The sequence below is a fragment of the Methylosinus sp. Sm6 genome, from assembly GCF_019802345.1.
In the GTDB taxonomy this organism is placed as follows: domain Bacteria; phylum Pseudomonadota; class Alphaproteobacteria; order Rhizobiales; family Beijerinckiaceae; genus Methylosinus.
Genome location: NZ_JAINDZ010000005.1, coordinates 118,705 through 144,607, shown reverse-complemented (window position 1 = coordinate 144,607; position 25,903 = coordinate 118,705). Strand labels below are relative to the sequence as shown.

The 25,903-nt window shown below is 67.2% G+C and carries 27 protein-coding genes and 1 tRNA gene; 10 read left to right on the top strand and 18 right to left on the bottom strand.

What is annotated here, in order from left to right:
• Positions 1–10: 10 nt before the first annotated feature.
• Both K3F48_RS05565 and K3F48_RS05560 read left to right on the top strand, forming a co-directional pair.
• A complete protein-coding gene (locus K3F48_RS05565; protein WP_222574429.1) occupies positions 11–1,408 on the top strand; it encodes a DHA2 family efflux MFS transporter permease subunit in 1,398 nt (465 codons plus the stop codon).
• Between the two features lie 32 nt (positions 1,409–1,440).
• Positions 1,441–1,629 (top strand): hypothetical protein, encoded by a 189-nt coding sequence (locus K3F48_RS05560; RefSeq protein ID WP_222574428.1) that lies wholly within the window; start codon positions 1,441–1,443, stop codon positions 1,627–1,629.
• Between the two features lie 36 nt (positions 1,630–1,665).
• On the opposite strand, the gene K3F48_RS05555 is transcribed toward K3F48_RS05560, so the two are convergent.
• Positions 1,666–2,373, bottom strand: a complete 708-nt coding sequence (locus tag K3F48_RS05555) for an RlmE family RNA methyltransferase (protein ID WP_222574427.1) — start codon at positions 2,371–2,373, stop codon at positions 1,666–1,668.
• Positions 2,370–4,463, bottom strand: a complete 2,094-nt coding sequence (locus K3F48_RS05550; RefSeq protein WP_222574426.1) for an ABC transporter ATP-binding protein/permease — start codon at positions 4,461–4,463, stop codon at positions 2,370–2,372. The genes K3F48_RS05555 and K3F48_RS05550 overlap by 4 nt, the downstream gene beginning before the upstream one ends.
• 421 nt (positions 4,464–4,884) lie before the next feature.
• On the opposite strand from K3F48_RS05550, the gene K3F48_RS05545 reads away from it, so the two are divergent.
• The gene (locus tag K3F48_RS05545; protein ID WP_222574425.1) at positions 4,885–5,916 is read left to right on the top strand and encodes a patatin-like phospholipase family protein; all 1,032 of its coding nucleotides are present in this window, start codon (positions 4,885–4,887) and stop codon (positions 5,914–5,916) included.
• A 75-nt stretch (positions 5,917–5,991) separates the two neighbouring features.
• Here the strand turns inward: K3F48_RS05545 and K3F48_RS05540 are convergent, their stop codons facing one another.
• Positions 5,992–6,423, bottom strand: a complete 432-nt coding sequence (locus K3F48_RS05540) for a CBS domain-containing protein (RefSeq protein WP_222574424.1) — start codon at positions 6,421–6,423, stop codon at positions 5,992–5,994.
• A gap of 25 nt (positions 6,424–6,448) precedes the next feature.
• Complete coding sequence (locus tag K3F48_RS05535; protein ID WP_222574423.1) at positions 6,449–7,234, bottom strand: rhomboid family intramembrane serine protease; 786 nt, start codon at positions 7,232–7,234, stop codon at positions 6,449–6,451.
• Between the two features lie 168 nt (positions 7,235–7,402).
• Here K3F48_RS05535 and K3F48_RS05530 point away from each other — a divergent pair, with 168 nt between their 5' ends.
• Positions 7,403–7,999 carry a PAS domain-containing protein gene (locus K3F48_RS05530; protein WP_222574422.1) on the top strand — a complete coding sequence of 199 codons (597 nt, stop codon included), beginning with the start codon at positions 7,403–7,405 and terminating at the stop codon, positions 7,997–7,999.
• Between the two features lie 53 nt (positions 8,000–8,052).
• On the opposite strand, the gene smbP is transcribed toward K3F48_RS05530, so the two are convergent.
• The 4 genes from smbP to K3F48_RS05510 all read right to left on the bottom strand — a co-directional run bounded on the left by smbP (position 8,053) and on the right by K3F48_RS05510 (position 9,635).
• Positions 8,053–8,385, bottom strand: a complete 333-nt coding sequence (smbP, locus tag K3F48_RS05525) for a small metal-binding protein SmbP (protein ID WP_222574421.1) — start codon at positions 8,383–8,385, stop codon at positions 8,053–8,055.
• A gap of 143 nt (positions 8,386–8,528) precedes the next feature.
• On the bottom strand, positions 8,529–8,735 hold the full coding sequence (locus K3F48_RS05520; protein WP_222574420.1) for a hypothetical protein: 207 nt from the start codon (positions 8,733–8,735) through the stop codon (positions 8,529–8,531).
• 97 nt (positions 8,736–8,832) lie between these two features.
• Positions 8,833–8,910: transfer RNA gene (locus K3F48_RS05515), tRNA-Pro, on the bottom strand.
• Between the two features lie 119 nt (positions 8,911–9,029).
• Positions 9,030–9,635, bottom strand: coding sequence for a MerR family transcriptional regulator (locus K3F48_RS05510; RefSeq protein WP_222574419.1), 606 nt, complete (start codon positions 9,633–9,635; stop codon positions 9,030–9,032).
• Between the two features lie 135 nt (positions 9,636–9,770).
• On the opposite strand from K3F48_RS05510, the gene K3F48_RS05505 reads away from it, so the two are divergent.
• The gene (locus tag K3F48_RS05505; RefSeq protein ID WP_222574418.1) at positions 9,771–10,868 is read left to right on the top strand and encodes a COX15/CtaA family protein; all 1,098 of its coding nucleotides are present in this window, start codon (positions 9,771–9,773) and stop codon (positions 10,866–10,868) included.
• A gap of 88 nt (positions 10,869–10,956) precedes the next feature.
• Here K3F48_RS05505 and argC read toward each other — a convergent pair whose 3' ends face one another.
• The 5 genes from argC to K3F48_RS05480 form a co-directional block, all read right to left on the bottom strand.
• Positions 10,957–11,940 carry an N-acetyl-gamma-glutamyl-phosphate reductase gene (gene argC, locus K3F48_RS05500; RefSeq protein ID WP_255608359.1) on the bottom strand — a complete coding sequence of 328 codons (984 nt, stop codon included), beginning with the start codon at positions 11,938–11,940 and terminating at the stop codon, positions 10,957–10,959.
• Between the two features lie 130 nt (positions 11,941–12,070).
• Positions 12,071–14,143 carry a prolyl oligopeptidase family protein gene (locus K3F48_RS05495; protein ID WP_222574417.1) on the bottom strand — a complete coding sequence of 691 codons (2,073 nt, stop codon included), beginning with the start codon at positions 14,141–14,143 and terminating at the stop codon, positions 12,071–12,073.
• Between the two features lie 115 nt (positions 14,144–14,258).
• Positions 14,259–14,735 (bottom strand): 30S ribosomal protein S9, encoded by a 477-nt coding sequence (gene rpsI, locus K3F48_RS05490; RefSeq protein WP_222574416.1) that lies wholly within the window; start codon positions 14,733–14,735, stop codon positions 14,259–14,261.
• Positions 14,736–14,738: 3 nt separating this feature from the next.
• Positions 14,739–15,227 carry a 50S ribosomal protein L13 gene (rplM, locus tag K3F48_RS05485; protein WP_222574415.1) on the bottom strand — a complete coding sequence of 163 codons (489 nt, stop codon included), beginning with the start codon at positions 15,225–15,227 and terminating at the stop codon, positions 14,739–14,741.
• Positions 15,228–15,377: 150 nt separating this feature from the next.
• Positions 15,378–16,592, bottom strand: a complete 1,215-nt coding sequence (locus K3F48_RS05480; RefSeq protein WP_222574414.1) for a cupin domain-containing protein — start codon at positions 16,590–16,592, stop codon at positions 15,378–15,380.
• A 194-nt stretch (positions 16,593–16,786) separates the two neighbouring features.
• Here K3F48_RS05480 and K3F48_RS05475 point away from each other — a divergent pair, with 194 nt between their 5' ends.
• Positions 16,787–17,392 carry a transglutaminase-like cysteine peptidase gene (locus K3F48_RS05475; protein ID WP_370631360.1) on the top strand — a complete coding sequence of 202 codons (606 nt, stop codon included), beginning with the start codon at positions 16,787–16,789 and terminating at the stop codon, positions 17,390–17,392.
• Between the two features lie 80 nt (positions 17,393–17,472).
• On the opposite strand, the gene K3F48_RS05470 is transcribed toward K3F48_RS05475, so the two are convergent.
• Positions 17,473–18,072 carry a Uma2 family endonuclease gene (locus tag K3F48_RS05470; protein ID WP_222574413.1) on the bottom strand — a complete coding sequence of 200 codons (600 nt, stop codon included), beginning with the start codon at positions 18,070–18,072 and terminating at the stop codon, positions 17,473–17,475.
• A 95-nt stretch (positions 18,073–18,167) separates the two neighbouring features.
• Here K3F48_RS05470 and K3F48_RS05465 point away from each other — a divergent pair, with 95 nt between their 5' ends.
• On the top strand, positions 18,168–18,965 hold the full coding sequence (locus tag K3F48_RS05465; protein WP_222574412.1) for a glucose 1-dehydrogenase: 798 nt from the start codon (positions 18,168–18,170) through the stop codon (positions 18,963–18,965).
• A 59-nt stretch (positions 18,966–19,024) separates the two neighbouring features.
• Positions 19,025–20,080, top strand: a complete 1,056-nt coding sequence (gene ruvB / locus K3F48_RS05460) for a Holliday junction branch migration DNA helicase RuvB (RefSeq protein ID WP_370631362.1) — start codon at positions 19,025–19,027, stop codon at positions 20,078–20,080.
• A 12-nt stretch (positions 20,081–20,092) separates the two neighbouring features.
• Here the strand turns inward: ruvB and K3F48_RS05455 are convergent, their stop codons facing one another.
• The 4 genes from K3F48_RS05455 to K3F48_RS05440 all read right to left on the bottom strand — a co-directional run bounded on the left by K3F48_RS05455 (position 20,093) and on the right by K3F48_RS05440 (position 22,609).
• Positions 20,093–20,710 (bottom strand): hypothetical protein, encoded by a 618-nt coding sequence (locus K3F48_RS05455; RefSeq protein WP_222574410.1) that lies wholly within the window; start codon positions 20,708–20,710, stop codon positions 20,093–20,095.
• A 16-nt stretch (positions 20,711–20,726) separates the two neighbouring features.
• Positions 20,727–21,365 carry a hypothetical protein gene (locus K3F48_RS05450; RefSeq protein WP_222574409.1) on the bottom strand — a complete coding sequence of 213 codons (639 nt, stop codon included), beginning with the start codon at positions 21,363–21,365 and terminating at the stop codon, positions 20,727–20,729.
• 11 nt (positions 21,366–21,376) lie between these two features.
• Positions 21,377–21,865: a DUF4240 domain-containing protein gene (locus K3F48_RS05445; RefSeq protein ID WP_222574408.1), complete on the bottom strand. Its 489-nt coding sequence runs from the start codon at positions 21,863–21,865 to the stop codon at positions 21,377–21,379.
• A 63-nt stretch (positions 21,866–21,928) separates the two neighbouring features.
• Positions 21,929–22,609 carry a hypothetical protein gene (locus tag K3F48_RS05440; RefSeq protein ID WP_222574474.1) on the bottom strand — a complete coding sequence of 227 codons (681 nt, stop codon included), beginning with the start codon at positions 22,607–22,609 and terminating at the stop codon, positions 21,929–21,931.
• 183 nt (positions 22,610–22,792) lie between these two features.
• Between K3F48_RS05440 and K3F48_RS05435 the strand changes: the two genes are divergently transcribed.
• Both K3F48_RS05435 and K3F48_RS05430 read left to right on the top strand, forming a co-directional pair.
• Entirely contained in the window at positions 22,793–25,042 is a 2,250-nt protein-coding gene (locus tag K3F48_RS05435; protein WP_222574407.1) for a TonB-dependent siderophore receptor, read from the top strand.
• 8 nt (positions 25,043–25,050) lie between these two features.
• Complete coding sequence (locus K3F48_RS05430; RefSeq protein WP_222574406.1) at positions 25,051–25,890, top strand: DJ-1/PfpI family protein; 840 nt, start codon at positions 25,051–25,053, stop codon at positions 25,888–25,890.
• The last annotated feature ends 13 nt before the right edge of the window (positions 25,891–25,903 follow it).

Genomic DNA, 25,903 nt, shown 5'->3' with positions numbered 1-25,903 from the left:
ACGAGGTCCGTTGCCTTCCTTCGCCGTCACGCCGCTGATCGTCGCCACCGCGCTGTTCATGGAGAATCTCGACGGCACCGTGCTGTCGACCGCCCTGCCCGCAATGGCCGCCGATCTCCACGAGGACCCGATTGCGCTGAAGCTGGCGCTCACCTCTTATCTGCTCTCGCTCGCGGTGTTCATCCCCGTCTCCGGCTGGGTCGCCGACCGCCATGGCGCGCGGCGGGTGTTTGGCGCGGCGATTCTCGTCTTCACCTTCGGCTCCATTCTCTGCGGCCTCTCGACCTCGCTCACCGGCGTCGTGCTGTCGCGCGTCGTGCAGGGGCTCGGCGGCGCGATGATGGTGCCGGTCGGGCGGCTGGTGCTGCTGCGCGTCGCCCCGCGCGCGCAATTGGTGCGGGCGCTCGCCTATCTCACCGTGCCGGCGCTGATCGGGCCGATGATCGGCCCGCCGCTCGGCGGCTTCATCGCCACTTATTTCCACTGGCGCTACATCTTCTGGATCAATGTGCCGATCGGGCTCCTCGGCGTGCTGCTGGTCACGCGATTCATTCCCGATCTGCGCGAGGCCGAGGTCCCGCCGCTCGATGTGAAGGGCTTTCTGCTCTCGGGCTTCGGCCTCTCCACCCTCGTCTTCGGCCTCGGCGTCGCCGGCCCCGGCTTCATCGGGGCTCCCTATGTCGCGGCGCTGATCGGCGCCGGCGCGCTGGCGCTGGCGCTCTATGTGCGCCATGCGCTGCGGGCGCCCTATCCGATCATCGATCTCTCGCTTTTGCGCGTGCCGACCTTTCACGCCTCGGTCGTCGGCGGCTTCCTGTTCCGCATGGGGCTCGGCGCCTCGCCGTTCCTGCTGCCCTTGATGCTGCAGACGGGCTTCGGCCTCACCGCTTTTCAATCCGGCTCGCTGACCTTCATCGCCAGCGTCGGGGCCATGGCGATGAAGACGACGGCGCAGCCGATCCTGGACCGCTTCGGCTTCCGCCGGGTGCTGATCGTCAATGCGCTGATCTCGGCCGGCTTCTTCTGCGCCAACGCCTTCTTCACGCCGGCGACGCCGCATTGGGCGATCATGATGATCCTGCTCGTCGGCGGCTTCTTCCGCTCGCTGGAGTTCACCGCGCTCAACGCCATCGGCTACGCCGATATCGAGCAGCAGGCGATGAGCCGGGCGACCAGCTTCGCCTCGGCCGGGCAGCAATTGTCCTTGTCCGCCGGCGTCTCCCTCGGCGCCGCTGCGCTGGAAGGCGCCCGGTCGCTGCATGGCGGCGGGGCGCTGCAATATGTGGATTTCGAGCCGGCTTTTCTGATGGTCGCGGCGGTGTCGGCCGCTTCGATCCTGTTTTTCTGGCCGCTCGCGCGCAATGCCGGCGCGGCGCTCACGGGGATCAGCGCAGGACGGGGTAAATAGGCGCGGCACGAGTTCAATCCGGAGACGATCCGATGTTTCCTTTTCCGCCGATCTGCGATGAAGAAGCCTATGATGCGGCGCTCGTCGAGGTCGAAGGCTATTTCGACCTCGAGCCCGCCCCCGGCTCGCCCGCAGCGGATCGCTTCGCGATGTTGCTGCATACGATCGCTGACTACGAAGCACAGCGTTGGCCAATTGGGGACATCGGCCCGGTCGCGTGACCAAGCGTCACGCGCCTCCCGAGCCCGCTCTCCTTGTCACTGCGCCGCCGCCCGCCCTCGAAACCCCGTCGCCAGCACATAGAGCTCGGCGGAATCGGCCCGGCTCGCGGCCGGCTTCACATGGCGCACTACCGCGAAATCGCGCTTCAGCTCGGCCAGCAGCGTGTGCTCCGTGCCGCCCTGCAGCACCTTGGCGGCGAAGAAGCCGCCCGGCGCCAGCACCTCGCGGGCGAATTCGGCGGCGAGCTCGGCCAGCGCCACGATCTTCAAATGATCGGTCTGCTTGTGGCCGGTGGCGTTGGCGGCCATGTCGGACATCACGCCATCGGCCGGCCCGCCGAGCATCGCCTTTATTCGTTCCGGCGCGTCGGCGTCGTTGAAATCCATCACCGTGAAGTCGACGCCGGGGACCGGCTCCATTTCGAGGAGATCGACGCCGACCACCCTTCCCTTGCCCTGCCCCGCGCCGACCTTGCGCGCGGCGATCTGCGACCAGCCGCCGGGCGCCGCGCCGAGATCGACGATGCGCTGGCCGGGACGCAAGAGATGGAAGCGCTCGTCCAGCTCGATCAGCTTATAGGCGGCGCGCGAGCGATAGCCGTCGCGCTTGGCCTGAGCGACATAAGGGTCGTTGAGCTGGCGCTCGAGCCAGAGCGTCGAGGACAGCGAGCGCTTTCGCGCCGTCTTCACGCGCGTCTTCAGCGAGCGGCCGCCCTCCCGGCCCGAGGCCCCGCTCTTGGTCATGCCGGCGCCATTTCGCGCGGCGCGAACAGGGCGCCGTCGGTCGGCTCCATGGCGATATGGCGACGATGGAAGGCGAGAAGGCTCGAGCGATGGCCGATCGAGACGATCGTCGTGTCGGGCAGGCGCTCGGCCAGCATTCCATAAATCTCGCCCTCGAGCTTCTCGTCGAGCGCGGAGGTGGCCTCGTCGAGGAACAGCCAGTCGGGCTTGGCGAGCAGCGCCCGCGCCACGGCGACGCGCTGCTGCTCGCCGCCCGAGAGGCGCTGGCCCCAATGAGCCTCCTCTTCGAGATGGGCGACGAAGCCCGGCAGGCGCGCCGCCTCCAGCGCCTGCGCGATCTCATGGCGCGAGAACGCCTCGGGCTCGGCCGGATAGGCGACGGCGCGGGCGAGCGTGCCGATCGGCACATAGGGACGCTGCGGCAGCAGCATCACTTCCGCGCCAGCGGGAATGTCGATGCGGCCCTGGCAATAGGGCCACACGCCGGCGACGGCGCGGAACAGGGTCGACTTGCCCGAGCCCGAGGGGCCGGTGAGCAGCGCCGATTCGCCCGGCTCCAGAGCGAGCCCATGCGCGTCGACGATGCGGCGCCCGTCCGGCAGCGCCAGCGTGACGTCGAGCGCGATGTCGCGCCGCTCGGCGCGGACGGCCGGCTGCGCGGCGATCAGCTCCTCGGCGCGATCGGCGGCGGCGTCGAAGGAGGCGAGACGGTCGAGCACCGATTTGAAGTTCGACAGCGAGACGTAATAATCGATGAAGAAGGCGAGCGCGCTCTCCACAGTGGCGAAGGCCTCCGCCGATTGGGTCATCACCCCCAGCTTGATCTTGCCGGCGAAGAAGAAGGGCGCCGTCAGCACGAAGGGGATGATGACCGACAATTGGCCGTAGGTGGCGCTGAAGGCGGCGAGCCTCTTGCGCAGATTTATGATCGCGTAGAAATTGGTGACGATCGCCGCAAATCTGCGCCCGAGCGAGGCGCGCTCGGCGCCTTCGCCGCCGAGCAGCGCGATCTGCTCGGCATATTCGCGCAGCCGCGCCAGCGAGAAGCGGAAATCGGCCTCGCGGCGCTGCTTCTCGAACAGCAGCGCCGTCAGCGGCCGGCCGATGAGATGCGTCGCGATCGTGCCGGAGGTCGCATAGGCCAGCGCGCACCAGAACAGGAAGCCGGGCACATAGAACTCGGTTCCCGGAAAGGTGAAGGCCCTCGAAATGTCCCACAGCACGATCGAATAGGAGACGAGCGAGCTGACCTTGGAGATCAGCAGGATCGAATAGGAGTAGATCCCATAGCCGGAATCGCCGCCGTCGATGAAGCGGTTCACATCCTCGGCGATGCGCTGGTCGGGATTGTCCGCCGCGCTGCCGGCGAGCGACATGGCGTAGTGCCGGCGTCCGCCGAGCCAGCGGCCGATATAATGGCGCGTGAGCCATTGCCGCCAGCGGATGATCATCAGCGACTGCACGACATATTCGACCACGGCCGAGAAGATGAAGGTGAAGGCCCAGGGCGTGAAGCCATAGAGGAACAGGCGCCAGAACTCGGTCCCGTTCATCTCCTGCAAGGCGGTGTAGTAATCGCGGCGGATGAAGGAGAGCCGCACCGATATGCCGACCTGCGCCTGATTGATGAGCACGAGGCCGACGATCATGGCGACGGCGATCGCCGGCTCGCTCATGCGAAAGGCGGGAATGCGCCACAGCCGCAGCTCGGCGCGGTCGTCCGAATCGAAATAGAGATCGGCGATGCGCGTCATCTCGCGCACCACCGGCATATGCGAGAGCGCATAAACGAGGATGGAGAACACCGCGACGGTGAGCGCGAAACTGTCCGGCAGCGCGTAATCGGCGAGCGACGCCGGCCACAGCTCTTCGGCCTCGAGCAGGCGCGCGACGCCGAACACGACCGTCTCCGTGGAGAAGATCGCGGCGAAAATCTTCAGGAAGCTCGACATCCTTGCGCTGCGCCAGGTGGTGTAGGCGCAGACGGCGGCGCCGGCGGCGAGCAGGAACAGATCGGAGCCGCCGCGATGGAGCCCGGCGGCGGCGGCCAGAAGCGCGAAGACGGCGACGGCCGCGCCCAGTCTCTGCATATCGTTTCCCCTGAATGAATTAATCGCCCGGCCGACGGCCCGGCTCCGCGGCGCATGAAGCTCGAGATTGCGCCAATCGAGTGGCGCGCCCGCTCATCGGCTCTGCGATAGCGCGGTTTCGCGGCGAAGCGCAAATCGAGGCCGGCGACGTCGACGCGGCGAAGCAGAAGAAACAGCGCGCCGACGAGGCCTTCGCCGCGCGCGCAGCGACGCCGACGGCGCGCGGCGAAGAAGCGCCTTCTCCGCTTCCGCCTCGGAGAGAAAATTTTCCGGGTCGGCCGCTTCGCCGTCCGGCAAAAGCGGTCGAGACGAGAGGCGGCCGTCTCGCCACGCCTTCGTTAACGGCCTCGCTACTTTCTGCGCGCAGCTTTCCACCCAATATAGAGGAAACACCGACGGGCGGAGACGGAGGAGAGGCGCGATGACGGCCTTTTTTCGTAATCCCTTCGACAGATGGGCTGCCGATGGCGGAGCCGACGCGCCGCCTGCCGAACGCGCGCCGGCGCCCCCGGAGCCCAAGCCGGAGGCGGCCCGGCCCAAGATCGGGGTCGCGCTCGGCGCCGGCGCCGCGCGCGGCTGGTCGCATATCGGCGTGCTGCGCGAGCTCGCCGCCCATGGCGTCGTGCCCGATGTCGTCGCCGGCACCTCGATCGGCGCCGTGGTCGGCTCCTGCTACGCCGCCGGCAAGCTCGACGAGATCGAGAGCTTCGCGCGGTCGCTGACCAAGCGGCGCGTGTTCCGCATGATGGATATCTCCTTCTCCGGCATGAGCCTCATCGGCGGCGAGCGCCTGCGCGTCGCGCTGGAGCGCGAGCTCGCCGATCAGCGCATCGAGGATCTGCCCATCGCCTTCGCGGTGGTCGCGACGGAGGTCGGCTCGGGCCATGAGGTCTGGCTGAAGCGCGGGCCGCTGGCGCAGGCGGTGCGCGCCTCCTATGCGCTGCCCGGCATTTTCGAGCCCGTGCGCATCGGCGACCGCTGGCTGTTCGACGGCGCGCTGGTCAATCCCATTCCGATCACCGTCTGCCGCGCGCTCGGCGCCGATTTCGTCATCGCCGTGAATGTGACAGCGGATACGATGTATCGCTCGCACATCATCCACGACCACCATGGCGAGGCGAGCGGCGCGGGCGCGGCGCAGGCGCCCTTCGCCGAGCGCCGCGACAGCGTCGTCGCCGAGCATCTGCTGCCGCGCTATTTCCAGCGGCGGCCGGGCGCCGCGCCCAATGTCGCCGCCTCGATGATCGATGCGTTCAACATCATTCAGGATCGGATTCTGAGGTCGCGCATGGCCGGCGATCCGCCGGACGCGACGATCCACGCCCGCCACGAGGATGTCGGAATGTTCGACTTCCATCGCGCCAAGGAGCTGATCGAGCTCGGCCACGAGGCGACGAAACGCTCGCTGCCGAATATTTTCGCGCATATTCCGCTCGTCGGCGCGACGCCGTGAGAGAGCGAGTAGCGAATAGCGAGTAGCGACTGCCTTCTATTCGCTATTCGCTACTCGCTACTCGCTGCTTCTCCCTCACGCCGACGCGATATAAGCGAACAGCTCGCGCCGCTCCGACTCGATCTCGTCGATCCGGCATTTCACCACATCGCCGATCGACACGATCCCCGCGAGCCGCCCCTCGCGCATCACCGGCAGGTGGCGGCGGCGCTCGATCGTCATCGCCTCCATCGTCGCGTCGAGGCTGTGATCCTCGGCGACGGACATGGGGTCGCGGGTCATGAAGCGGGCGATGTCGTCATAGAGCGCCTCGACGCCATGGCGGGCGATGGCGGCGACGATGTCGCGCTCGGTGATCAGCCCGACGACCGCGTCGTCCCCGTCGACGACGACGAGCGCGCCGATGTCCCGCCGCGTCAAATCCGCGGCCGCGTCCAGCAGGCTGCGGGCGGGCGTCGTGGTGGCGACCTCCGACCCTTTATGCGCGAGTATGCGGGCGACGTTCATCTCGAAATCCTCCCCTCGCCTCGTTTCAAATCGCTCGCTTTGCGCCGCGCGGGTCGAGCAGGCCGAACAGCAGCAGGCCGGCGACAAATCCCCCGACATGCGCCTCCCAGGCGATCAGCTCGGTTTCGCCCGTCGCCCGCGGAAACAAGCCGAACAGCAGATTGACGCCGAACCACAGGCCGACGAAGGTCAGCGCCTGCCGGTTCCGCCACAATTCCGAAAGGCTCGCGCCCTGCGGCGACGCCGACGGCTCCCCTTCCGCGCGGAACCGGGCGAAGGCGAAACGCGCGCTCGCCGCCATGGTTCCCGAAATCGCCGCCGAAGCGCCGACGACCGGCGCGAGATCGAAAGGATGCACGGCGAAATGCGCCGCCGCGCCGGCGACCGCGGTCAACGCCAGAAAAACCAGAAAGCGGGCCGGCCCGATGCGCCGCGCCAAGGGCGAGCCGAAGGCGGCCAGAGTCACTCCATTGACCGTGAGATGCGTCCAGCTGGCGTGGAGCAGCGCATAGGTGACGAAGCTCCACCATGGGACGGGCTCGGCGCCGAGCGCGCGGACGAGCTCCGCAGGATCGACATCCGCGCGGAGCGCCGGCGCCATGACCCGCGCCGCCGCCTCCGGCCAGAAAGCGGAGGAGATGCGCGCCGGCGTGAAGGCGAGCTCGGCATAGAGCGCCTCGACCATCGAGAACGGGAGCGCGCTCATTGCCAGCTGCACGAGCAGCAGCGCGCCGAGAACCGCAGTCACCACGGTCGGCAGATTGAGAATCTTCTCCCGGCCGCCCCGCCGAGCTTCGCGCCACTCGTTCATGCGTTCGATCCTCTTCGCGGCCGCCGGCCGGCATGGTTGCGGAACGCTTAACCCGTCCCGATGATTCTGGCACGACGGCTGCTGCCGAGCTCACGCCCCCTCGGAAATCGGGCGCGATGCGCCCCAACCCGATCCGAGGTCATCGTATGTGTGCCGTTCGGAAACAAAATGAGACAAGCGGTCAACAAGCATCTCTATGACTATTGGCGTCGGCTCAAAGGCGCGCGCTCCGCGCCCGAGCGTTCCGAGATCGATCCGGCGCAGATTCGCGACGCGCTGGCCGACTCCTTCATCATCGAGGTCGACCCGGCCGCGAGCTTTCCGCTGCGGCTCTCCGGAACGCGGCTCAACGCGCTCTGGCTGGAGGAGCAGAAGGGCCGGTCATTCCTCGCGCTATTCGAAGAGGAGGATCGCCGCACCCTGGCGTCGGTGATGATGACGGTCATCGATGGCGTCGCCCCGGTCGTCGCGGGCGTGGAAGCGACGGCGGGCGCGGGACACGAATTGCTCGATCTCGAGCTGCTGCTGCTGCCCTTGCGTCATTTCGGCAAGACTCATGCGCGCGTGCTCGGCGCATTGGCGCCGGCGCGACGTCCGCGCTGGTTCGGCCTGGCGCCGGCCCGCCCGCTGCGGCTGAAGTCCTTTCGCGTCATCACGCCGAGCGAGGCGCGGCGCTATGCGCCCGCGTCGGCGGCGGGAGCAATCCGGCCGCATCCGGCCGCGCGCCGTCCCGCTCTCGTCGTGCACCAGGGCGGCAAGGCATGAAGCCCCAGCGCAGCCGGCGCGTCGCCGCGCCGACTCGCCGTGGCGTCGCCTCGTTACTGCGCGACCTTGTCCAGCTCGGACGCCGCAGCTTTGACGTGCTCGGCGGCCGGGGCGAGATGGTCCGAATGACCTTCCTCGATCGCGGCCTTGATGTGGACGATCGCCTCGGCGAGATGCGGGTCGGGCTTGAACTTCTGCAGCCCCTCGGCTTTCTCCAGCGCGAGATCGGCATGATAGGCGAGAAGGCCCGTATCCTTCAGCTTCGCGTGAGTGACCGCCTCCTGGACGTGATATTTGGCCTTGTCCAGGCGATCGTCGGCCAGAGCCTGACCGGAACCGAACGCGAGCATGGCTCCGAACGCGAGCGCGAAACTTCTACCTTTCATAGGCGTTTTCCTCGGCGGCGCGCATGTCTCGGCAGATCGCCTCGACTTGGGATGCGGCCGCCGCCGATCTTGTCGCGCATTTTCCTACAACACAAGGAGCATTTCTCCCCGCGGCGCCGCGTCCCGGCGAAGAATGCGGATCGTCACCAGAATTTCAGCGACTCGAAGAAGCCCTTGTGGGTGACGAGACGATCCTGCTCCTTCAGCTCGAAATAGGTGCGGCGGGCGGAGTCCCGCAGCTCGAGCAGCTTGTCGTCGGGAATGTCGAAATTGACTGCCGCGGTCCGCAATTCTCTTCGTGCGTCATCCAGCTTCGTCTGAAGAAGGGCGATCAAAGGTTGCTTCGCCATTTGCTCTCTCTCGCTAAGGGCGAGTCTGAAAGCCGGATGAAGTAATTTTGCCAGTTTCCCCGGTCAGATTCGCCACTGGGGCTTTGTTTTTTTGTTTTGGTCGGAGTGGCGGGATTCGAACCCACGACCCCTTGTCCCCCAGACAAGTGCGCTAACCGGGCTGCGCTACACTCCGACTCGGGCGTCCTTATAGAGGGCGCGGACGACGCTGGCAACGTCATGCGCAATTTCATCGAAGGGAATCGGGTGAGGGTGGAGCGCCCCTTCCGTCGTTCGCCCGATCGACCGGCACATTCATCGCACGGTCAGCAGCAACATGCGCCGGCACTCGGAAATGTCCTCGAGCGCCTCGCGCAGCCGCTGCGTCTCGCGCGGGCCGAGGCCGCCGGCGGGCGCTTCGGAGAGACGCAGGGCCGGGAGCGTGAGCGTCGCCGGCTCACGCGGAGAGACTGCGACGAGCGCCGCGCCGGCCTGGCGCTCGGGCGCCGGCGGCTCGGCGAGCTCGGCGCGCGAGAACAGCGACGGCTCGGCCTCCTCGCCACGCAGATCGCCGGCGCGCGGCTCGAGCGCGCCGGAGCGCACATTCTCGATCACCGCCCGCACGCCCTGCTCGCGCAGCAGGCGCTGCACGCCCTTGATCGTATAGCCGCGGCCATAGAGCAGATGGCGGATGGCGGCGACGAGCTCCACGTCGCGCGGCCGATAATAGCGCCGGCCGCCGTTCCGCTTGACCGGCTCGATCTCGGAAAAGCGCGTCTCCCAGAAGCGCAGCACATGCGCCGGCAGGTCCAGGCTCTCCGCGACCTCGCCGATCGTGCGGAATGCGCCTTCGTCCTTGCCGGTCGTCACAGCCTCGCTCCGCTCGCCGCGGCCGAAGGGAACGAATCGGCCGCGGCCCATTGTCATCCGCGCGGCGGCGAACGCCAGAACGAATTTTTGCGACCGCGCCGCCCGGCCGTCGCCGATGTGGACAAGAGCCCCGCCCTCCTCTTAATTGGCGCGCTACGGCCCTGCCCTGTCGCCCGAGTGGTCCCCATGACCGAGTGGATTCATTTCCCCGCCCACACGCCCGCCATTGTCGCTCCGCCGAGCGAGGAAACCGCCACCGACGTGCGCCTGTGGCTGTGGATCGTCGCCGGCCTCGTCGTTCTGATGGTGATCGTCGGCGGCGCGACGCGGCTCACCGAATCGGGACTCTCCATCACGCAATGGAAGCCCATTTCCGGCGTGCTGCCGCCGCTCTCCGAGGCGCAATGGAGCGCCGCCTTCGAGGACTATAAAAAAATCCCGCAATATCGCGAGATGTTCCCGGACATGGAGCTCGCGCGCTTCAAGGTCATCTACGCCTGGGAATGGAGCCATCGTCTGCTCGGCCGGCTGATCGGCGTCGCCTTCGCCCTGCCGCTCGCCTTCTTCTGGCTGCGCGGGCGCCTGCCGCGCAGATTGAAGCCGAAGCTCATCGGCATTCTGGCGCTCGGCGCGCTGCAAGGCGCGGTCGGCTGGTGGATGGTGTCCTCGGGCCTCGCGCACCGCGTCGAGGTCGTGCAGGAGCGGCTCGCCATTCATTTGCTGCTGGCGGCGCTGATCTTCTCGTCCTGCCTCTGGGTCGCCGCCGGGCTCGGCCCGCAGCGGCCGCTGGTCATCGAGCATGGGCGCAAGCGGCTCTCCGCCGTCGCGACGCTGCTGCTGGTCCTGGTTTTCGTTCAGCTCGGCGCCGGCGCTCTGGTCGCGGGGCTGCGCGCCGGGCTCATCTACAACACCTGGCCGCTGATGGACGGGGCCTTCGTCCCGCCGGCCGAGGCGCTGCTGCCGGTTTCGCCCTGGTGGCTCAATGTCGTCGACACCGGCGCGACCGTGCAATTCGACCATCGCATGCTGGCCTATCTGCTGCTGGCGCTGTCGCTGCTGCATCTGGTCGACGCGGAGGGGACGGTCGGCGGGCGCGTCGGACGCGGCGCGGGCGTGCTGTTCGGCCATATCGGCGCGCAGGCCGCGCTCGGAATCGCGACCGTGCTGCTCGCCGCGCCCCTATGGGCGGCGCTCTCGCATCAGGCGCTGGCCATGGGCGTGCTGGCGATCGCGACGCTGCATGCGCGGCGGCTGCGCGCAGCCGTAAGCTCGTCGGGCGAGTGAAAACGGGCTTCGCTCACGCCCGCCGACGACCGTTCGTCCCGGCGCGCGAGGGTTCGGCAAGCGGCAGGAGCCGAGGCGTCGACGACGATCACTCGCGGTCGCGCTCGGCTCGAACGGCGTCGGCTGGCGATACGAAAAGAGCCGCTTCCACACGGCGCATTTTCGACCCGAGCATCAGCTCCAGATTCTGCACGGCAGCGCCCGACGCGCCCTTGCCGAGATTGTCGAGCCGCGCGACCAGCAGGGCGTGACGGCGCGCCTCATTGGCGAAGACGAACAGCTCGAGGTCGTTGGTCCCGTTGAGCGCCAGCGCGTCGAGCCGTCCCGACTTCGGCGCCGGAACGACTCGCACATGAGTTGCGGCGGCGTAATGGCGCGCCAGCGCCGCCTCGAGATCGACCGCGCGCGGCGCGCCCGGCAGTGAATCGAGCGCCAGCGGGATCGACACCAGCATTCCCTGGCGGAAATTGCCGACCGAAGGGACGAACAGAGGCGTCGCCTCGAGCCGCGCGCAGGCGACGATCTCGGGCAGATGCTTGTGCTCGAGCGTGAGCCCGTAGAGCTCGAAGGCCGGCGCCGCGCCCGCCTCATAGGCCTCGATCATCTGCCGGCCGCCGCCGGAATAGCCGGAGACGGCGTTGATCGTCAGCGCATGCGCGGGCGCGATCAGCCCGGCGTCGACGAGCGGGCGCAGCAGCGCGATCGCCCCGGTCGCATAGCAGCCGGGATTGGCGACCCGGCGCGCCATGCGGATCGCCTCGGCCTGTCCAGCGGCGAGCTCGGGAAAGCCATAGGTCCAGCCGGGCGCCACGCGATGCGCGGTGGAGGCGTCGAGAATGCGCGGTCCCTCGCCGCCGAGCAAATCGGCGAGCGCCACCGTCTCTTTCGCCGCGGCGTCGGGCAGGCACAGGACCGCAATGTCGACGCGCGCGAGAATGTCGCGCTTGGCGGCGACGTCCTTGCGCAGCTCGGGCGCGATCGCGACCAGCTCGACGCCGTCCGCGCCCGCGAGCTTTTCTCGGATTTCGAGGCCTGTCGTGCCGGCGTCGCCGTCGATGAAGATTTTGATCATCAGCCTGTCCCCGATCTGCGATGCGCGCCTTTCCCGGGAACATTCGTCCGATCCGGCGCGCGCCGGGGTTCAATACGCGCGGGCGCGCGCAAGTGGCAACCGCCGATCGGCCGCCGACGCAGTGGATTCGTCAGCTCGACGTCGGCTCCCAGCCGATGGCGCGTCGCAAGAATGCCATCCCGAGCGCCGCGAAGCGTGCGACCTCGGCATTGTCCTTGCCATAGCCATGTCCGCCCGCCGCCGGCTCGTAGAACAGCGCCGGATAGCCGAGCGCTTGCAGCTTGGCGGCGAATTTGCGCGCGTGGCCGGGATGCACGCGATCGTCGCGCCGCGAGGTGGCGATGAGGATCGGCGGATAGGGCCGTCCGGCCTCTGCGACGTGATAAGCGGATATCTGCTGGAGAAACGCCCAATCCTCGGCGCGATCGGGATCGCCATATTCGGCCATCCAGCTCGATCCGGCGAGCAGCTTGTGGTAGCGGCGCATGTCGACGAGCGGAATCGTGCAAAAGAGCGCGCCGAATTTTTCCGGATGCCGCGTGAGCATGTTGGCGATCAGAAGGCCGCCGTTCGAGCCGCCCTCGGCGGCGATCCGTTGCGGCCGCGTCACGCCTCGTCGCACGAGATCGTCGGCGACGGCGGCGAAGTCGTCATGCGAGCGCGCCTTGCCCTCGCGCCGTCCCGCCTCGTGCCACCACGTCCCGAACTCGCCGCCGCCGCGGATGTTCGCGACGACGGTCGTGCCGCCGCGCTCCAGCCAGAGCTTGCCGGTCGTGGACGCATAATATGGCAGGCTCGACACCCGAAAGCCGCCATAGCCGGTCATATGGACGGGCGCGTCGCCGGTGTCGCCGGGCGGCCCGACCTGCACATAGGGAATGCGCTCGCCGTCCGGCGCTATGGCCTCGTGGCGCGTGACGTTGGCGTCGCGGGGATCGAACGCGCGGGACGCTTGGCGCAAAACCGTCGGCGCGGCGACGCCCGGCGTCAGCAGCGACAGCGTCGGCGGCGTGATCGGCGTCTGCGTCATCGCCAGCAATTCGCCGTTCGCCTCTTCAGGATCGAGGTCGAGCGGCCAGATATCGACCGCGCCGATCGACGGCAGCTCCGAGATCGCGTCGACCTTCCAATGGTCGGCGGGGGTCACACGCAGAAAGACCGGTCGCAGCGCGTCGAGAATGGAAATGACGAGCTCGCCGCCGCTCCAAAAACACCCTTGCAGCGCCTTGCGCGGCGCGGGCGTGAACAGCACGCGGAAGTCTCGGGCGCCTGCGCGGAAATCCTCCCAGCAAGCGCCGAGGATCGTATCGGCTGGATAGGTCGCCTCGCCCACGGTCCAGGGACGGCGCGGCCGCACGACGACGAAGCCGCGGCTCCAGCTCGTCGCGGCGTCGGTCGGGCGGTCGATTTTCGTCTTGGGCCCCGTGCGATCGCCGAGCCAGATGTCGGAATTGAAAAAGTCGATCTGCTCCGCGAAAACGAGTGTGGCGTTCTCCCGGTCGAACCACCCCCGACAGGCCATTCGCTCGGGAGCCACCTCGAACAGGGTCTCGGCCTTCGCGAGATCGGTCCCCCGCCGCCACAGCCGGACGGTTCGCGCATAGCCGGCGGTCGTCGCGCGCCCCTCGCCATAGGCCGACGACAGCAGCACAATGTCGTCATCGAGCCAGGACACGCTGCTCTTGGCTTCCGGCGCGCAAAAGCCGTCGACGACGAAATCCCGTGTCGTCAGATCGAATTCGCGAAGGACCACGGCGTCGGCGCCGCCGCGCGACAGGCTGAGGATCGCGCGGTCGTGGGCGGGCGGGCGCGTCTGCGCGCCACGCCAGACCCAGTCCTCGCCATCGGTCGCGGCGAGCGCGTCGAGATCGAGCAAAACGTCCCATTCCGGCGATTGCAGGCGATAGGACTCCGTCGTCGTGCGCCGCCAAAGACCGCGAGGATGATCGCCGTCGCGCCAGAAATTGTACAAAAGTCCGCCGCGCCGCGCGACATGCGGAATCCGATCGGGACAATCGAATATTTCCCGCAGCGCCGCGCGATCGGCGTCGCAGCGCGCATCGGCCAATTTCGCCAGAGCGTGCTCGCTGCGCGCCTGCGCCCATGCGCAAGCCTCGAGGCCTTCGACATCCTCGAGCCAGAGATAGGGATCGTCGTCGGGCGCGGCGAGTGTCGGACGCGGATCGATGCTCGGCAATGACATTCTCCGCAACCGCTGTCGCGACTGGTTTCGACGGGATCGTTCCCGCGCCGGTCGCGCAAAAACGGCCGCATCGCGATGCGGCCGCTCGAATTCGCGCGCGAACGTCCGATGTCGCTCAGCGCTTCGAGAACTGGAAGCTGCGGCGGGCTTTGCGCTTGCCGTATTTCTTGCGCTCGACGACGCGCGAATCGCGGGTCAGGAACCCTTCGCGCTTCAACGCCGGGCGCAGCTCCGGCTCATAATGCGTCAGCGCCTTGGCGAGTCCGTGACGGACCGCGCCGGCCTGGCCGGAGAGCCCGCCGCCGGCGACCGACACGACGAGGTCGTATTGGCCGGCGCGATTGGCGACGCCGAGCGGCTGCTGCAGGATCATGCGCAGCACCGGACGCGCGAAATAGACCTCGACGTCGCGGCCGTTCACCGTGATCTTGCCGGTCCCCGGCATGATCCAGACGCGCGCGACGGCGTTCTTGCGCTTGCCGGTGGCGTAGGCGCGGCCATATTTGTCGAGCTTCTGCTCATATTTCGGCGCCTCGGAGGCGACCGCGGCGACGGTCAGCTCGGAGAGGGAAGAAAGCGTGGTCTCGGCCATGGGTTATGCGCTCTTCGCAGTCGTGCCGTTGCGGGCGTTCTTCGGGTTGAGGGCGGCGACGTCCAGCGGCTGCGGCGACTGCGCCGCATGCGGATGCTCCGGCCCCTTGTAGACGCGCAGATTGCCGAGCTGCTTGCGGCCGAGCGGGCCGCGCGGCAGCATGCGCTGCACCGCCTTCTCGACGATGCGCTCGGGGAAGCGGCCCTCGAGGATGAACTTGGCCGAGCGCTCCTTGATGCCGCCCGGATAGCCCGTGTGATGGTGATACACCTTCTGCTCGCGCTTGCGGCCGGTGAACACCACCTTCTCGGCGTTGACGACGATGATATTGTCGCCGTCGTCCACATGCGGCGTGAAGGTGGCCTTGTGCTTGCCACGCAGGCGCAGCGCGATGAGCGTGGCGAGACGCCCGACCACGAGGCCGGTGGCGTCGATCACCACCCATTTCTTTTCCACTTCGGCCGGCTTCGCCGAAAACGTCTTGCCAAACATGGGTGAGCTGTTCCGTTCGCTTTGTCCGCGCTCGCGGGATGCGGCTGAATAAGCGAGGCGCTCCCCGCTGTCAAACGGAATCGGGCGCACGATGCGCCGGAAAAGCCCGTAATTCTAGACGAAAACCGGTAGAGGTATGATGATACCACATCACAGCGGCATGATCTCGGGCTTTCCGCGCGGGAATTTGGCGATCGTCTCCTCGTCTATGTTCAGATGGCGGGCGACCATGGCCGGCGGCGTGTGGGTGAGCCAATTCGTGAGCGAGACGTCGGCGAAATAAGAGCTGCGGAACACTTCGAGGAACTGCAGTTCGTCGTCGCCGACATTCTGCACATAATGGCCGTGGGCGCGCTTCACATAGCCGATGTCGCCGGGATGGAAATCCTGCGTCACCGCCTTGGGCCCGGCGTCGAACAGGGTCATGCGGCCGTGGCCCTTGATCCAATACTGCCATTCGTCGCCATTGGGGTGCCAGTGCATCTCGCGCAGCGCGCCGGGCGCGAGCGTGACCAGCGCCGCGGCGATGGTCTTGGAAATATGGAAATTATTGCTGTCGGCAACGCGCACTTCGCCGCCCTTGGTCTGCTTGCAGCCCTTGCTCTGCTTCAGCGAGAAGGTGAAGGGATAGGGCGGCGCGCCTTCCGCTCCGGCGACGGCGGCGCGGTCCGCCTCCAGCGGCCCTGGAACCTCGCCCTGGAAAATATAGAGCTGGTTCAGCGGGATATCGGCGAAGGTCGCGGCTGGCAGGCCGAAATTGGCGGCGAGTATCTCGGGCGGCGTGTGGGCGATCCAATCGGTCACCAGAAGAGTATTGTATTCGGTCGCCCGGCCATCGTCGAAGCAGAGCAGGAACTCGCAGCCGTCCGGCCCGAGCCCCTGCAGCGAATGCGGCAGGCCGGCGGGGAAATACCAGATGTCGCCTTCCTTCACATCGGCGACATAGGCGCGGCCCATCTCGTCCAGCACGGTGACGCGGCAGCTCCCATAGGAGACATAGCCCCATTCGGCGGCGAGGTGCCAATGCATCTCCCTCACGCCGCCGGCGGTGAGGCGCATGTCGACGCCGGAAATCTCCTCGGCGACGGCGAAATCATATTGCGTCACCTGCCGCGCCCAGCCGCCGTTCTGCACGCGCTTGGGCGCATTGTTGAACGAGGCCCAGAACATCGGCATGTCGCTGACGTCGGTCGCCGGCGGGAATTGCGCCGAGGCGAATTGCGAGCCGATCGCCGGATTTTGCGGCCCCGGATCGGTGAGGCTCGCCCGGTTGGCGGCGTTGACCGCGCCCTGGGGCGGGAGATCTGGATTGCCGAAGGCGGGAATGGGCCGCTCCGCCGTCGAGCGTCTCTTCATCGTGGCCATGGCCGTCCTCCTCGTCGATGAACGCCATTCGACAGATTGCGCCGGGGCGGGGCCGGTCAACGGCGGGCGGAAAAAGCCGATATCGCTAAAATGCGAGCATTCGGATTGGCTGTCGGGCAAAGGCTCGGGCCGCAGAGTGCTCCTCGAAACGACGTCGGGCCCCCTCGCCCGACCGCCTCTTCGGGGAGCTCCTGGTGTTCGCGTCCGCTTTTCGCCTGTTTTTTTTGGCCGCCGTCGCCTTCGCCGCTCCCGCCCACGCTCTCGCCGAAGCGCCGAAGGCGAGCTTCGCCGTCACGGGCGAAGCGACCTCCATTCCCTATGGCTGGATGGACTTCTGCAGCCGGCGCCCGCAGGAATGCCGGCAAGGCGCGCTGCCGGCGGACGACGTCGAGCTGACGCGGGAGGCCTGGGCGCAGATCGCTGAGATCAATCGCGCGGTCAATGCGGCGATCGAGCCGATCTCCAATCTCGAGCATTGGGGCACGATCGCCGATCATTGGGACTATCCGACCGACGGCAAGGGCGACTGCAAGATCTATGCGCTGGAGAAGCGCCGGCGGCTGATCGAGATGGGTTTTCCGCGCCAGGCTCTGCTGATGACCATCGTGCGCGATCAGCACGACCAGGGCCATACGATCCTCACCCTGCGCACCAGCCGCGGCGACTTCATCCTCGACAATCTGACCGATGCGGTGAAGCCTTGGGAGAAGACCGGCTACCGCTTCGTGAAGCGCCAATCGCAGGAAGACCCGAATGTGTGGCTGGCGATCGAGGCGCGGCGGCGGGTGGGCGCGCGGTGAGGTAAAAGGCGGCCGTTTCAATGGAAAAGAGCGAGCCTGAAGGCTCGCGGTCCAAGTGGGCGCGCCTGGACCGCGAGCCTTCAGGCTCGCTCTTTCTCACGACCGATCACGTCGCGATAAATTTCAGCGAGCGGGACGGCGACGCCGATGCCGGGCAGGTCGAGCACGGCGTCGAGCCCGTCGAGAATCTGAACGCCCGACCAGACCTCGCCGACGCGATCGAAGGTCTCGATATGCGCCCGGTCGCGCTCGACCAGCACATAATGGCGCAGGCTCGGCAGCTTCTGATAGACGGCCCATTTCTCGAAACGGTCGCGCGCCTTGCTGCCCTCGGACATGACCTCGACCAGGACTGTCGGGTCGTGGAGCGAGGCGGCGCCGGGCTCGAGGGGGCGACAATGGACGATCACGTCCGGCAGCATGGAGGATTCGGTCGGCGCATTGCGCAAACGAAAGCTCTCGATCAAGGTCCGGCAGGGCGAGCCCTTCGCCCTCAGACGGTCGCGCAGGCCCGTCGAAATATTCTGAATGATGTAATTGTGCTCCCACCGCGCGCCGACCATCATGCGCACGACCCTCCCGCCGATCAGCTCCCACTTTTCATCGGCAGGCTTGTCGGCGAGCAGTTCCTCGAAGTCGTCGAGGGACATATGCTCATATTGCGAAGAGGGGCGGCTCATGGTCTCGGCTCCTGGCGACAGGCTAACATAATGCCCCTTCCCGCGCATCTGTTCGGCCCTCGAGCGGGTGAAACGGACGACAAACGGAGCCGCCGATGATGCGACTGGCGCAAAAAGTGACGCTCGTGACGGGCGCGGCGCGAGGCATCGGCGCCGCGATCGCCCGAGCCTTCGTGGCGGAAGGCGCCTTCGTCTATCTCACCGACCTCGACGATGAGAACGGAAACGCGGCCGCCGGGGCGCTCGGCCCAAACGCCGCGTATGCGCGTCTCGACGTGCGCGAGGAGGCTGATTGGCGCGACGCCGTCGACCGCGCGCTCTCCGAGCGCGGCCGGCTGGACATCGTCGTCAATAATGCGGGGATTACCGGATTCGAAGCCGGCGCGACGGCCCATGATCCGGAACATGCGCGGCTCGAGGATTGGCGCGCCGTGCATGCGACCAATCTCGACGGCGTGTTCCTCGGCTGCAAGCATGCGATCCGGGCGATGCGGCCCGCCGGAGCCGGATCGATCATAAATATATCCTCCCGTTCGGGCCTCGTCGGCATAGCAGGAGCGGCGGCCTATGCGTCATCCAAGGCCGCGGTGCGCAACCATACGAAGACAGTCGCCCTGTGGTGCGCGGCGCAAGGGCTGGCGATCCGATGCAACTCCATCCATCCGGCGGCGATCCTGACGCCTATGTGGGAGCCCATGCTGGGCGAGGGCCCCGAGCGGGAACGACGCATGGAGGCGTTCGTTCGCGACACGCCGCTGCGACGGTTCGGGCGTCCGGAGGAGGTCGCGGCGCTCGCCGTGCTGCTGGCCTCGGACGAGGCGACCTATATCACCGGCGCCGAGCTGAACATCGACGGCGGCCTGCTCGCCGGATCGGCGGCGAGCCCAGGATAAGCGTTCCTAATCTGCCGCCGGCGGTATAAAGGTCCGGCCCCGGAACGCCTTTGCGCCGGATTGGAGCCCCGCCCTTGACCACCCCTCCCCGCCGCCTGGTGACGCCGGAAAAACGCGACGATGATCCCGACGCCTCGCTGCGTCCGCTCTCGCTCGGCGATTTCACCGGCCAGGAGGCAGCGCGCAAGAACCTCAGAATCTTCATCGAGGCGGCCAAGACCCGCGGCGAGGCGCTCGACCATGTGCTGCTGGTCGGCCCGCCCGGCCTCGGCAAGACCACGCTCGCCCAGATCGTCGCCCGCGAGCTCGGCGTCAATTTCCGCTCCACCTCCGGCCCGGTCATCGCCAAGGCCGGCGATCTCGCCGCCCAGCTCACCAATCTCGAGCCGCGCGACGTGCTGTTCATCGACGAGATCCACCGCCTCAACCCCGCGGTCGAGGAAATCCTCTATCCGGCGATGGAGGATTTCCAGCTCGATCTCATTATCGGCGAAGGCCCGGCGGCGCGTTCCGTAAAAATCGATCTCGCCAAATTCACGCTCGTCGGCGCGACCACCCGCGCCGGCCTGCTGACGACGCCGCTGCGCGACCGCTTCGGCATTCCGGTGCGGCTCAATTTCTACACGGCGGAGGAGCTGGAGCTGATCGTGCGGCGCGGCGCGCGCGTGCTCGGCGTCGCCATGAGCGAGGACGGCGCCCGCGAGATCGCGCGGCGCGCGCGCGGCACGCCGCGCATCGCGGGGCGCCTCTTACGCCGCGTGCGCGATTTCGCCATCGTCGAAAATTCGGAGATCACGCGCGAGCTCGCCGACCGCTCGCTCGCCCTGCTCGAGGTCGACAGCATCGGGCTCGATGTGATGGACCGCCGCTATCTGGAAATGGTGGCGGTCAATTTCGGCGGCGGCCCGGTCGGGATCGAAACCATCGCCGCCGCGCTGTCCGAGCCGCGCGACGCGATCGAGGACATTATCGAGCCCTTCCTGCTGCAGCAGGGCTTTTTGCAGCGCACGCCGCGCGGTCGGCTGCTGACGCCGCACGCCTTCCGCCATCTCGGCCTCGCCGAGCCGGCGCGCCAGGAGGCGCAGTTCGGATTGTTCGGGGAAGAGGAGGGGTGAGGCCCGAGCGCCTCACCAGAACTTCCACCAGGGCCGCAGCGCGAAGCCGACACAGGAAATGTCGAGATTCGCCGCCTCCGGCCGCGCGGCCGTCATTCGGTCGAAGATCGCGAGCACGAACTCCTCGCCGACGCCGTCCTCGGGAAACTCCTCGTCCGGCCATTGGGGAAGGCGGTAGACGCGCCGGCCCTCCGCGTCCAGCGTCGATTTGGCCAGAAGCTCCTCCTCCTCGGCGATCGGCGCGCCCTCGTCGAGATAGGTTCCGTCATCCGCGGCGCCCGCCTTGCGACGGAACGGCTCGCCGTTCCGATAGAGCGCGAAGCCCCACAAATTCACCACGCTGTGCAACATGAGCGCCGCGATCTCCGACTCCGGGAAGCGGGCGAACAGAAGGCTCATGAAATCCGAGCGCTTCTTCTCGAAGAACTGATTGGCCAGTCCCTTCGAGGAGAGGATGAGGCAATCGCCGGCCCGGCCGACCCAGATCGTATTGCGTTTCGGCCAGATCGCCCGGCAAAAGCACTCTTCGCCGAGCGGCGCCGTTATCTGAAAGCCGAGATCGCGCAGCAGAGCTTCCGACTCCTCGACCCGCGCGGGACGAATGAGCAGCATGTCGCATTTCGTCCCCATGAGCCGCTCCCCGCTCTCACCAAAATTTCCACCAGGGCCGCAGCGCGAAGCCGACGCAAGGCAGCTCGAGCAGATCGAACCCGCCCTCTTTCACCACGTCGGGCCGCGCGCCGGTCATTCGCTCGATAATTTTGAACACGAGCTCCTCGCCGACATCGCTCTCGGAAACCTCTTCGTCGGGGAACCCAGGAAGCCGATACATGCGCCGACCCTGCGCATCCAGCCGTGACCGCGCCAGCAGTTCCGCCTCTTCGACAAGCGGCGCGCCGACGTCGAAAATGGTTCCGTCATCCGAGGAGCCGCCCTTGCGGCGCACGCACTCGCCCTTGCGATAGACCGCGAACGCCCAGGCGCCGGAAACGCTGTGCGCCAGCACGGCTGCGATCTCGGCGCCAGGAAATCGCTCGAACAACGCATGCTTAAAATCCGAGCGATCATCCCCGAAGAAGGGATCGGCCAGCCCTCGCGAAGAGAGCAGGAGGCAATCCCCTGCCCGGCCGACCCAGATCGTGTTCTCCATCGGCCAGATCGCCTGCAGAAAAGCCTCGTCGCCGATCGGCGCCGACAGTCGAAAGCCGAGGTCGCGAAGCAGATTTTCCGCTCCTTCCTCGACGCTCGCGGGACGAATGAGAAGCGCGTCGCATTTCCAGCCCATGACCGGCTCCCTCAGCCGAATTTCGCCGCGAGCCTCGGAAAGAGACCATAGACCTCGTCCTCCTTCCAGTCCTGCCCGGACGGATCGGAAAATGGCGCGGGCGATGGCCGCTCGCCTTTCGTCGCCGTCTTCACGCCTCGGCCGACCGCATATTGGTAGCCCTCATAAAACCACGCTTCGGCGTCGAACTCCGCATCGGCGAGCGAATCCGGATCGGCCTGCGCGCTTTCGAACGCCTCGCGGCCGCGCGAGATCAGAGAAGCGCGAAAATCGCTGAACGTGTCGTCGCCGCAGCCGCCGTTGATGACGAAGGCCGCGCCCCAGAGCGGCCAGCGATAGGCCCGCCCCATCATCGTGTCGAACAGGCGAGCGAAGTCGAGCGCCTCGGCAGCGGGCAAAGCGGATATGTCCCGCTCGATGATCCGACACTTCAGCTCCATATCGTCGCCGGCGGCGCGATGGACGCGCTCGACGATTTGCCAGAAATTCGTTTCGTCCATCGAAAAATCCTCACGACGATCTCTTTTGCTCCGGGTGCTCGCTCTTCCACAAACGCGCTGCCGTCATCGCGCGCCGGCGTCGAAATCGAGAACGTCCCTCGTGTAGGTCTCGCGCACTTCCGAGATCGGGCGGCCGTCGGCGGCATGGACGATCGCGCGATGCTCGAGCACGCCATGCGGCGCCTCGAGCCGCGCGCCGGGCGGATAGGCGCGCGCGATCTCTTCGCGCGTCCGACTCTCCCAGCCGGCGGGCAGAGGCGACCACAGCATCTCGACAGAAAATGTGCGGCGAGACGGCTGCAAGGGCGCCACCACCTTGCCGAAAGGCGTGTCGCTCGTCGCCAGCGCGCGATTCATCTCGGGCGTGAGACGCGCGGGCACATACCAATTATCGGCTTCCGACAGCGTATGCGTCCCGCAGCTCAGCGCGACCCGGCGATGCGCGACCATTTCATCCGGGCCGACGCCGAGGCGCGCCCGCTGCTCGTCGCTCGGCGGCGTTCCCGATCCGGGCGCGACGCGCGCGACGATCTTCGGCTCGGCGGCCATGTGATGATCCGCGCACCATTTCTCCAGCACGAGAGTGGCGGAGCGGCCCGCGAGCAGCTCCGCGTTGAGCGTCTCGACCAGCGCCAGCGCCTCCAGCCGGCCGATGAAGTCATCGCGAAAGACGCGCGGCTCCGCGCCCGCCGGCGCGACCACCGCGACGAGGGCGAACGCCGTTCCGATCGATCGCATCTTCATCATCGGTCTTCCCCTGCCCCCGGCGATTTCGCGCGGCAGGCTATCGCATGGCGCATCGCTTGTCTCGTCTCGTGGCGGTCTCGAGATTCGCCGCGCCGCTCCATGTTATCTCCATGAAAGGTTGGCCTCCTAGACGGCCCCTGTGCGGCGAGGAGCTTGGAGTCGAGCGCATCGGGAGGCCATATGCGGTTTTGTGATTTTCTCTTGACGAGCGTCGGGGCGAGCGCCCTGGCTGTGTTCTGCACGAGCGGCGCGGCGCTCGCAGAGATGGCGCTGCCGCCGATCGACATCGATGCGACGCGCGCCCGCGCGGCCGTCGCCGCGGACGGCGGTCCCGCGACCGTCGAGACGAGCGCCGGCCCAGTGCGCGGCTATCAGGCGAAGACCTCGACGGCGACGCGCCTCGCGACGCCGATCCGCGAGCTGCCGATGTCGATAGAGGTGATCCCGCGCAAGCTCATCGACGATCAGCTGGCCGTCTCGCAGAGCGAGGCCTTCCGCAACGTCTCCGGCCTGCATGCGACCGATCCGCTGTTTCCCGGCGGCCTCGGCCCGAGCCTGCGCGGCATGCGCGCCGAGCGCTATGTCGACGGACTGCCGAATTATTATGATTTCGGCGCGCGCGACCTCCTGGCGAGCGTCGAGCGCATCGAAGTGCTGAAGGGCCCGGCGAGCATTTTGTTCCAGGGCGGTCCGAGCCCGGTCGGCGGCGTCGTCAATGTCGTGTCGAGAATGCCGACCGAGGAGCGATTCGCCGAGGCCGGCGTGCGCGCTGGCGGCTATCGCTTCGTCAGCCCTTATATCGATGTCAATCAGCCGCTCACCGCCGACAAGAGCGTGCTGTTCCGCGTCACCGCGCAATATGAATCGACGCATTCCAACATCGACGTGCTGCATCGCCGCAGCTATTCGATCGATCCGACGCTGAAATTCGCGCCGACGCAGGACACGTCGCTCACCCTTCAGGGCCATGTGTCGCGCCGCGACCAGGCCGATTATCCCGGCCTGCCGGCGACCGGAACCATCGACCGCTCCTTCTATTCTGTGCGGCCGACGAGCTTCCTCTCCAACGCGCAGACGCCGGATGCGACGTCCGAATCGGCAGGGATCACCGCGCGGCTGGATCATCGCTTCGACGAGACCTTCGCGAGCTTCACCAGCTTTCGCTGGACGCGCTCGAGAATGGACGAGCCCTCGCAAATTCCCTTCTCGGCCAATACGCCGACCTATGTCGCCAGCCCGCTCTTCGGCAATTACGGAAGCCCGAGCAGCTTCGTCATGCTGAACTCGATTCTGTCGCAGCAGCTCGAGGAGATCGCCGTCACCTCCAATTTCACCGCCAAATTCGATCTCGGCCCGACGCAACATCGTCTGCTCGTCGGCGGCGATTTCAATCGCGTCTGGGAGCGCGGCCTGTTCGCCGCTGCTTACGCAACCGGGCGCGATCCGAGCCTCTACGGAGCTCTCCTCGGCTTCCCGCAGCCGACCGATTTTCGCTCTCCGGCGTTTCCGGGCTATGTCTATCCGCAGCGGGGCCAATATGGCTACACGCTGTTCAACGCCGGCAACAATCAATATCAGAACAGCGGCGCCACCGTGCAATTGCAATCGACGCTGTTCGAGCGCCTGCATGTGCTCGGCGCGCTGCGCGTCGCCATGGTCGACATCGATTCCCATGAGGCGGCCTATTCGCCGCCACGCACATTCCACACGAGCGAAGCGAAAGTGCTGCCGCGCATCGGCGCGAGCTATGATCTGTTGGATTGGCTCTCGGCATTCGGCAACTATTCGCAGGGCCTGCGCGCCGTCACCTTCTTCAGCGGACCGAACGGCGCCGCGCCTCATCCGGAAGGGTCCGAGCAATTCGAGGCGGGCGTCAAGCTCGACGGCCTCCACGGCCTTTCCGGAACGCTCGCTTATTTCGATCTGAAGCGCACCAATGTGCCGACGACGGCGCCGGGCAGCCTCACGCAGAGCCAGAGCGGGGAATGGCATTCGTCCGGCTTCGAGGCCGATCTCGTCTGGCAGCCGACCGCGGAGCTCTCCTTCCTCGCGAGCTACGCGCATATCGACGCGAAAATCTCACGCAACGCCGATCCGCGGCTGCAGGGCGCCGCGCTCAATCTGGCGCCGCCGGATTCCGGGCGCTTGTGGGGCAATTACGCCTTCGGCGGGCAGCTGCGGGGATGGTCGCTCGGCGCCGGCCTCTACGCCTCTTCGGGACAAGTCGTCGAGATCGCGCAGCCTTGGCGCACGAGCGGCTATGTCGTGTTCGACGCCGCGCTCGCCTATCGCCACGAGAATTTCACCTTCGCCGTGAATGCGAAGAATCTCGGCGATCGCCGCTATCTGGTGCAATATCCCTATCTCTCGGGCAATGTCGCGCCGGCCGAGGGACGCACCTTCTTCGTCACCGTCTCCGCGCGCATGTAGGAGCGACAATGAGCGATATGGACCGCCGCCGCTTCGCCGAATGCGCCGCCGCATTCGCCGCTGTTCTCGCGAGCGGCGCGCCCGCGCGCGCGGCGCAGGACGCCGCCGCCGCGCCGCCGCCGCATGACATGTCCGCCATGCCGGCGCATTGGATGGGCGAGGAGAAAATCGCCTTTCTCATCTATCCGGGATTCACCGCGCTCGACATGATCGGGCCGCATTATATGCTCGCCAATCTGATGGGCGCGACGATCGAGATCGTCGCCAAGACGAAGGAGCCGGTGCGCAGCGACGCCGGCCTCGTCGTCACGCCCACGGCGACATTCGAAACGGCGTCTTCGCCGCTGGATGTCGTCTGCATTCCCGGCGGCTCGCTCGGAACGCTCGCCGCCATGCGCGACGACGCGACCCTCGACTTTCTGCGCGCGGCGGGCCGCAAGGCGCGCCATGTCACCTCGGTCTGCACGGGATCCTTGCTGCTCGGCTCGGCCGGGCTGCTCGACGGCTATCGCGCGACGTCGCATTGGGTGACGAAGCCGCTGCTGCCGATCTTCGGCGCTGTTCCGGCCGACGGGCGCGTCGTGCGCGACCGCAACCGCATCACGGCGGAAGGCGTGACGGCGGGCCTCGACTTCGCCCTCGCCCTCGTCGCGCAATTGCGCGATCAGACTTACGCCGAAGGCGTGCAGCTGCTCGCGCAATATGCGCCGGAGCCGCCCTTTGCCGCCGGCGCGCCGGAAACCGCGCCGCCCGCCGTGACGAAAATGATCGACGGCATGTTCGTCGGCCTCAGGCGCGATATGCGCGAGGCGGGAGCCGCCGCCTTCGCGAGATCGCGCGGCGGCTGACGCCGCGCGGGGG

Bases quoted from the DNA above. Each gene is read 5' to 3' on its own strand.
- K3F48_RS05505 (WP_222574418.1), top strand. From the start codon at position 9,771: ATGACCGAGTGGATTCATTTCCCCGCCCACACGCCCGCCATTGTCGCT.
- K3F48_RS05430 (WP_222574406.1), top strand. From the start codon at position 25,051: ATGAGCGATATGGACCGCCGCCGCTTCGCCGAATGCGCCGCCGCATTC.
- rplM (WP_222574415.1), bottom strand. From the start codon at position 15,227: ATGTTTGGCAAGACGTTTTCGGCGAAGCCGGCCGAAGTGGAAAAGAAA.
- K3F48_RS05535 (WP_222574423.1), bottom strand. From the start codon at position 7,234: ATGAACGAGTGGCGCGAAGCTCGGCGGGGCGGCCGGGAGAAGATTCTC.
- rpsI (WP_222574416.1), bottom strand. From the start codon at position 14,735: ATGGCCGAGACCACGCTTTCTTCCCTCTCCGAGCTGACCGTCGCCGCG.
- smbP (WP_222574421.1), bottom strand. From the start codon at position 8,385: ATGAAAGGTAGAAGTTTCGCGCTCGCGTTCGGAGCCATGCTCGCGTTC.
- K3F48_RS05450 (WP_222574409.1), bottom strand. From the start codon at position 21,365: ATGGGCTGGAAATGCGACGCGCTTCTCATTCGTCCCGCGAGCGTCGAG.
- K3F48_RS05555 (WP_222574427.1), bottom strand. From the start codon at position 2,373: ATGACCAAGAGCGGGGCCTCGGGCCGGGAGGGCGGCCGCTCGCTGAAG.
- K3F48_RS05540 (WP_222574424.1), bottom strand. From the start codon at position 6,423: ATGAACGTCGCCCGCATACTCGCGCATAAAGGGTCGGAGGTCGCCACC.
- K3F48_RS05470 (WP_222574413.1), bottom strand. From the start codon at position 18,072: ATGAGCCGCCCCTCTTCGCAATATGAGCATATGTCCCTCGACGACTTC.
- K3F48_RS05550 (WP_222574426.1), bottom strand. From the start codon at position 4,463: ATGCAGAGACTGGGCGCGGCCGTCGCCGTCTTCGCGCTTCTGGCCGCC.
- K3F48_RS05465 (WP_222574412.1), top strand. From the start codon at position 18,168: ATGATGCGACTGGCGCAAAAAGTGACGCTCGTGACGGGCGCGGCGCGA.
- K3F48_RS05440 (WP_222574474.1), bottom strand. From the start codon at position 22,609: ATGAAGATGCGATCGATCGGAACGGCGTTCGCCCTCGTCGCGGTGGTC.
- K3F48_RS05560 (WP_222574428.1), top strand. From the start codon at position 1,441: ATGTTTCCTTTTCCGCCGATCTGCGATGAAGAAGCCTATGATGCGGCG.
- K3F48_RS05480 (WP_222574414.1), bottom strand. From the start codon at position 16,592: ATGGCCACGATGAAGAGACGCTCGACGGCGGAGCGGCCCATTCCCGCC.
- K3F48_RS05445 (WP_222574408.1), bottom strand. From the start codon at position 21,865: ATGGACGAAACGAATTTCTGGCAAATCGTCGAGCGCGTCCATCGCGCC.
- K3F48_RS05510 (WP_222574419.1), bottom strand. From the start codon at position 9,635: ATGGGCCGCGGCCGATTCGTTCCCTTCGGCCGCGGCGAGCGGAGCGAG.
- K3F48_RS05435 (WP_222574407.1), top strand. From the start codon at position 22,793: ATGCGGTTTTGTGATTTTCTCTTGACGAGCGTCGGGGCGAGCGCCCTG.
- argC (WP_255608359.1), bottom strand. From the start codon at position 11,940: ATGATCAAAATCTTCATCGACGGCGACGCCGGCACGACAGGCCTCGAA.
- K3F48_RS05520 (WP_222574420.1), bottom strand. From the start codon at position 8,735: ATGGCGAAGCAACCTTTGATCGCCCTTCTTCAGACGAAGCTGGATGAC.
- K3F48_RS05530 (WP_222574422.1), top strand. From the start codon at position 7,403: ATGAGACAAGCGGTCAACAAGCATCTCTATGACTATTGGCGTCGGCTC.
- K3F48_RS05495 (WP_222574417.1), bottom strand. From the start codon at position 14,143: ATGTCATTGCCGAGCATCGATCCGCGTCCGACACTCGCCGCGCCCGAC.
- K3F48_RS05545 (WP_222574425.1), top strand. From the start codon at position 4,885: ATGACGGCCTTTTTTCGTAATCCCTTCGACAGATGGGCTGCCGATGGC.
- K3F48_RS05455 (WP_222574410.1), bottom strand. From the start codon at position 20,710: ATGGGGACGAAATGCGACATGCTGCTCATTCGTCCCGCGCGGGTCGAG.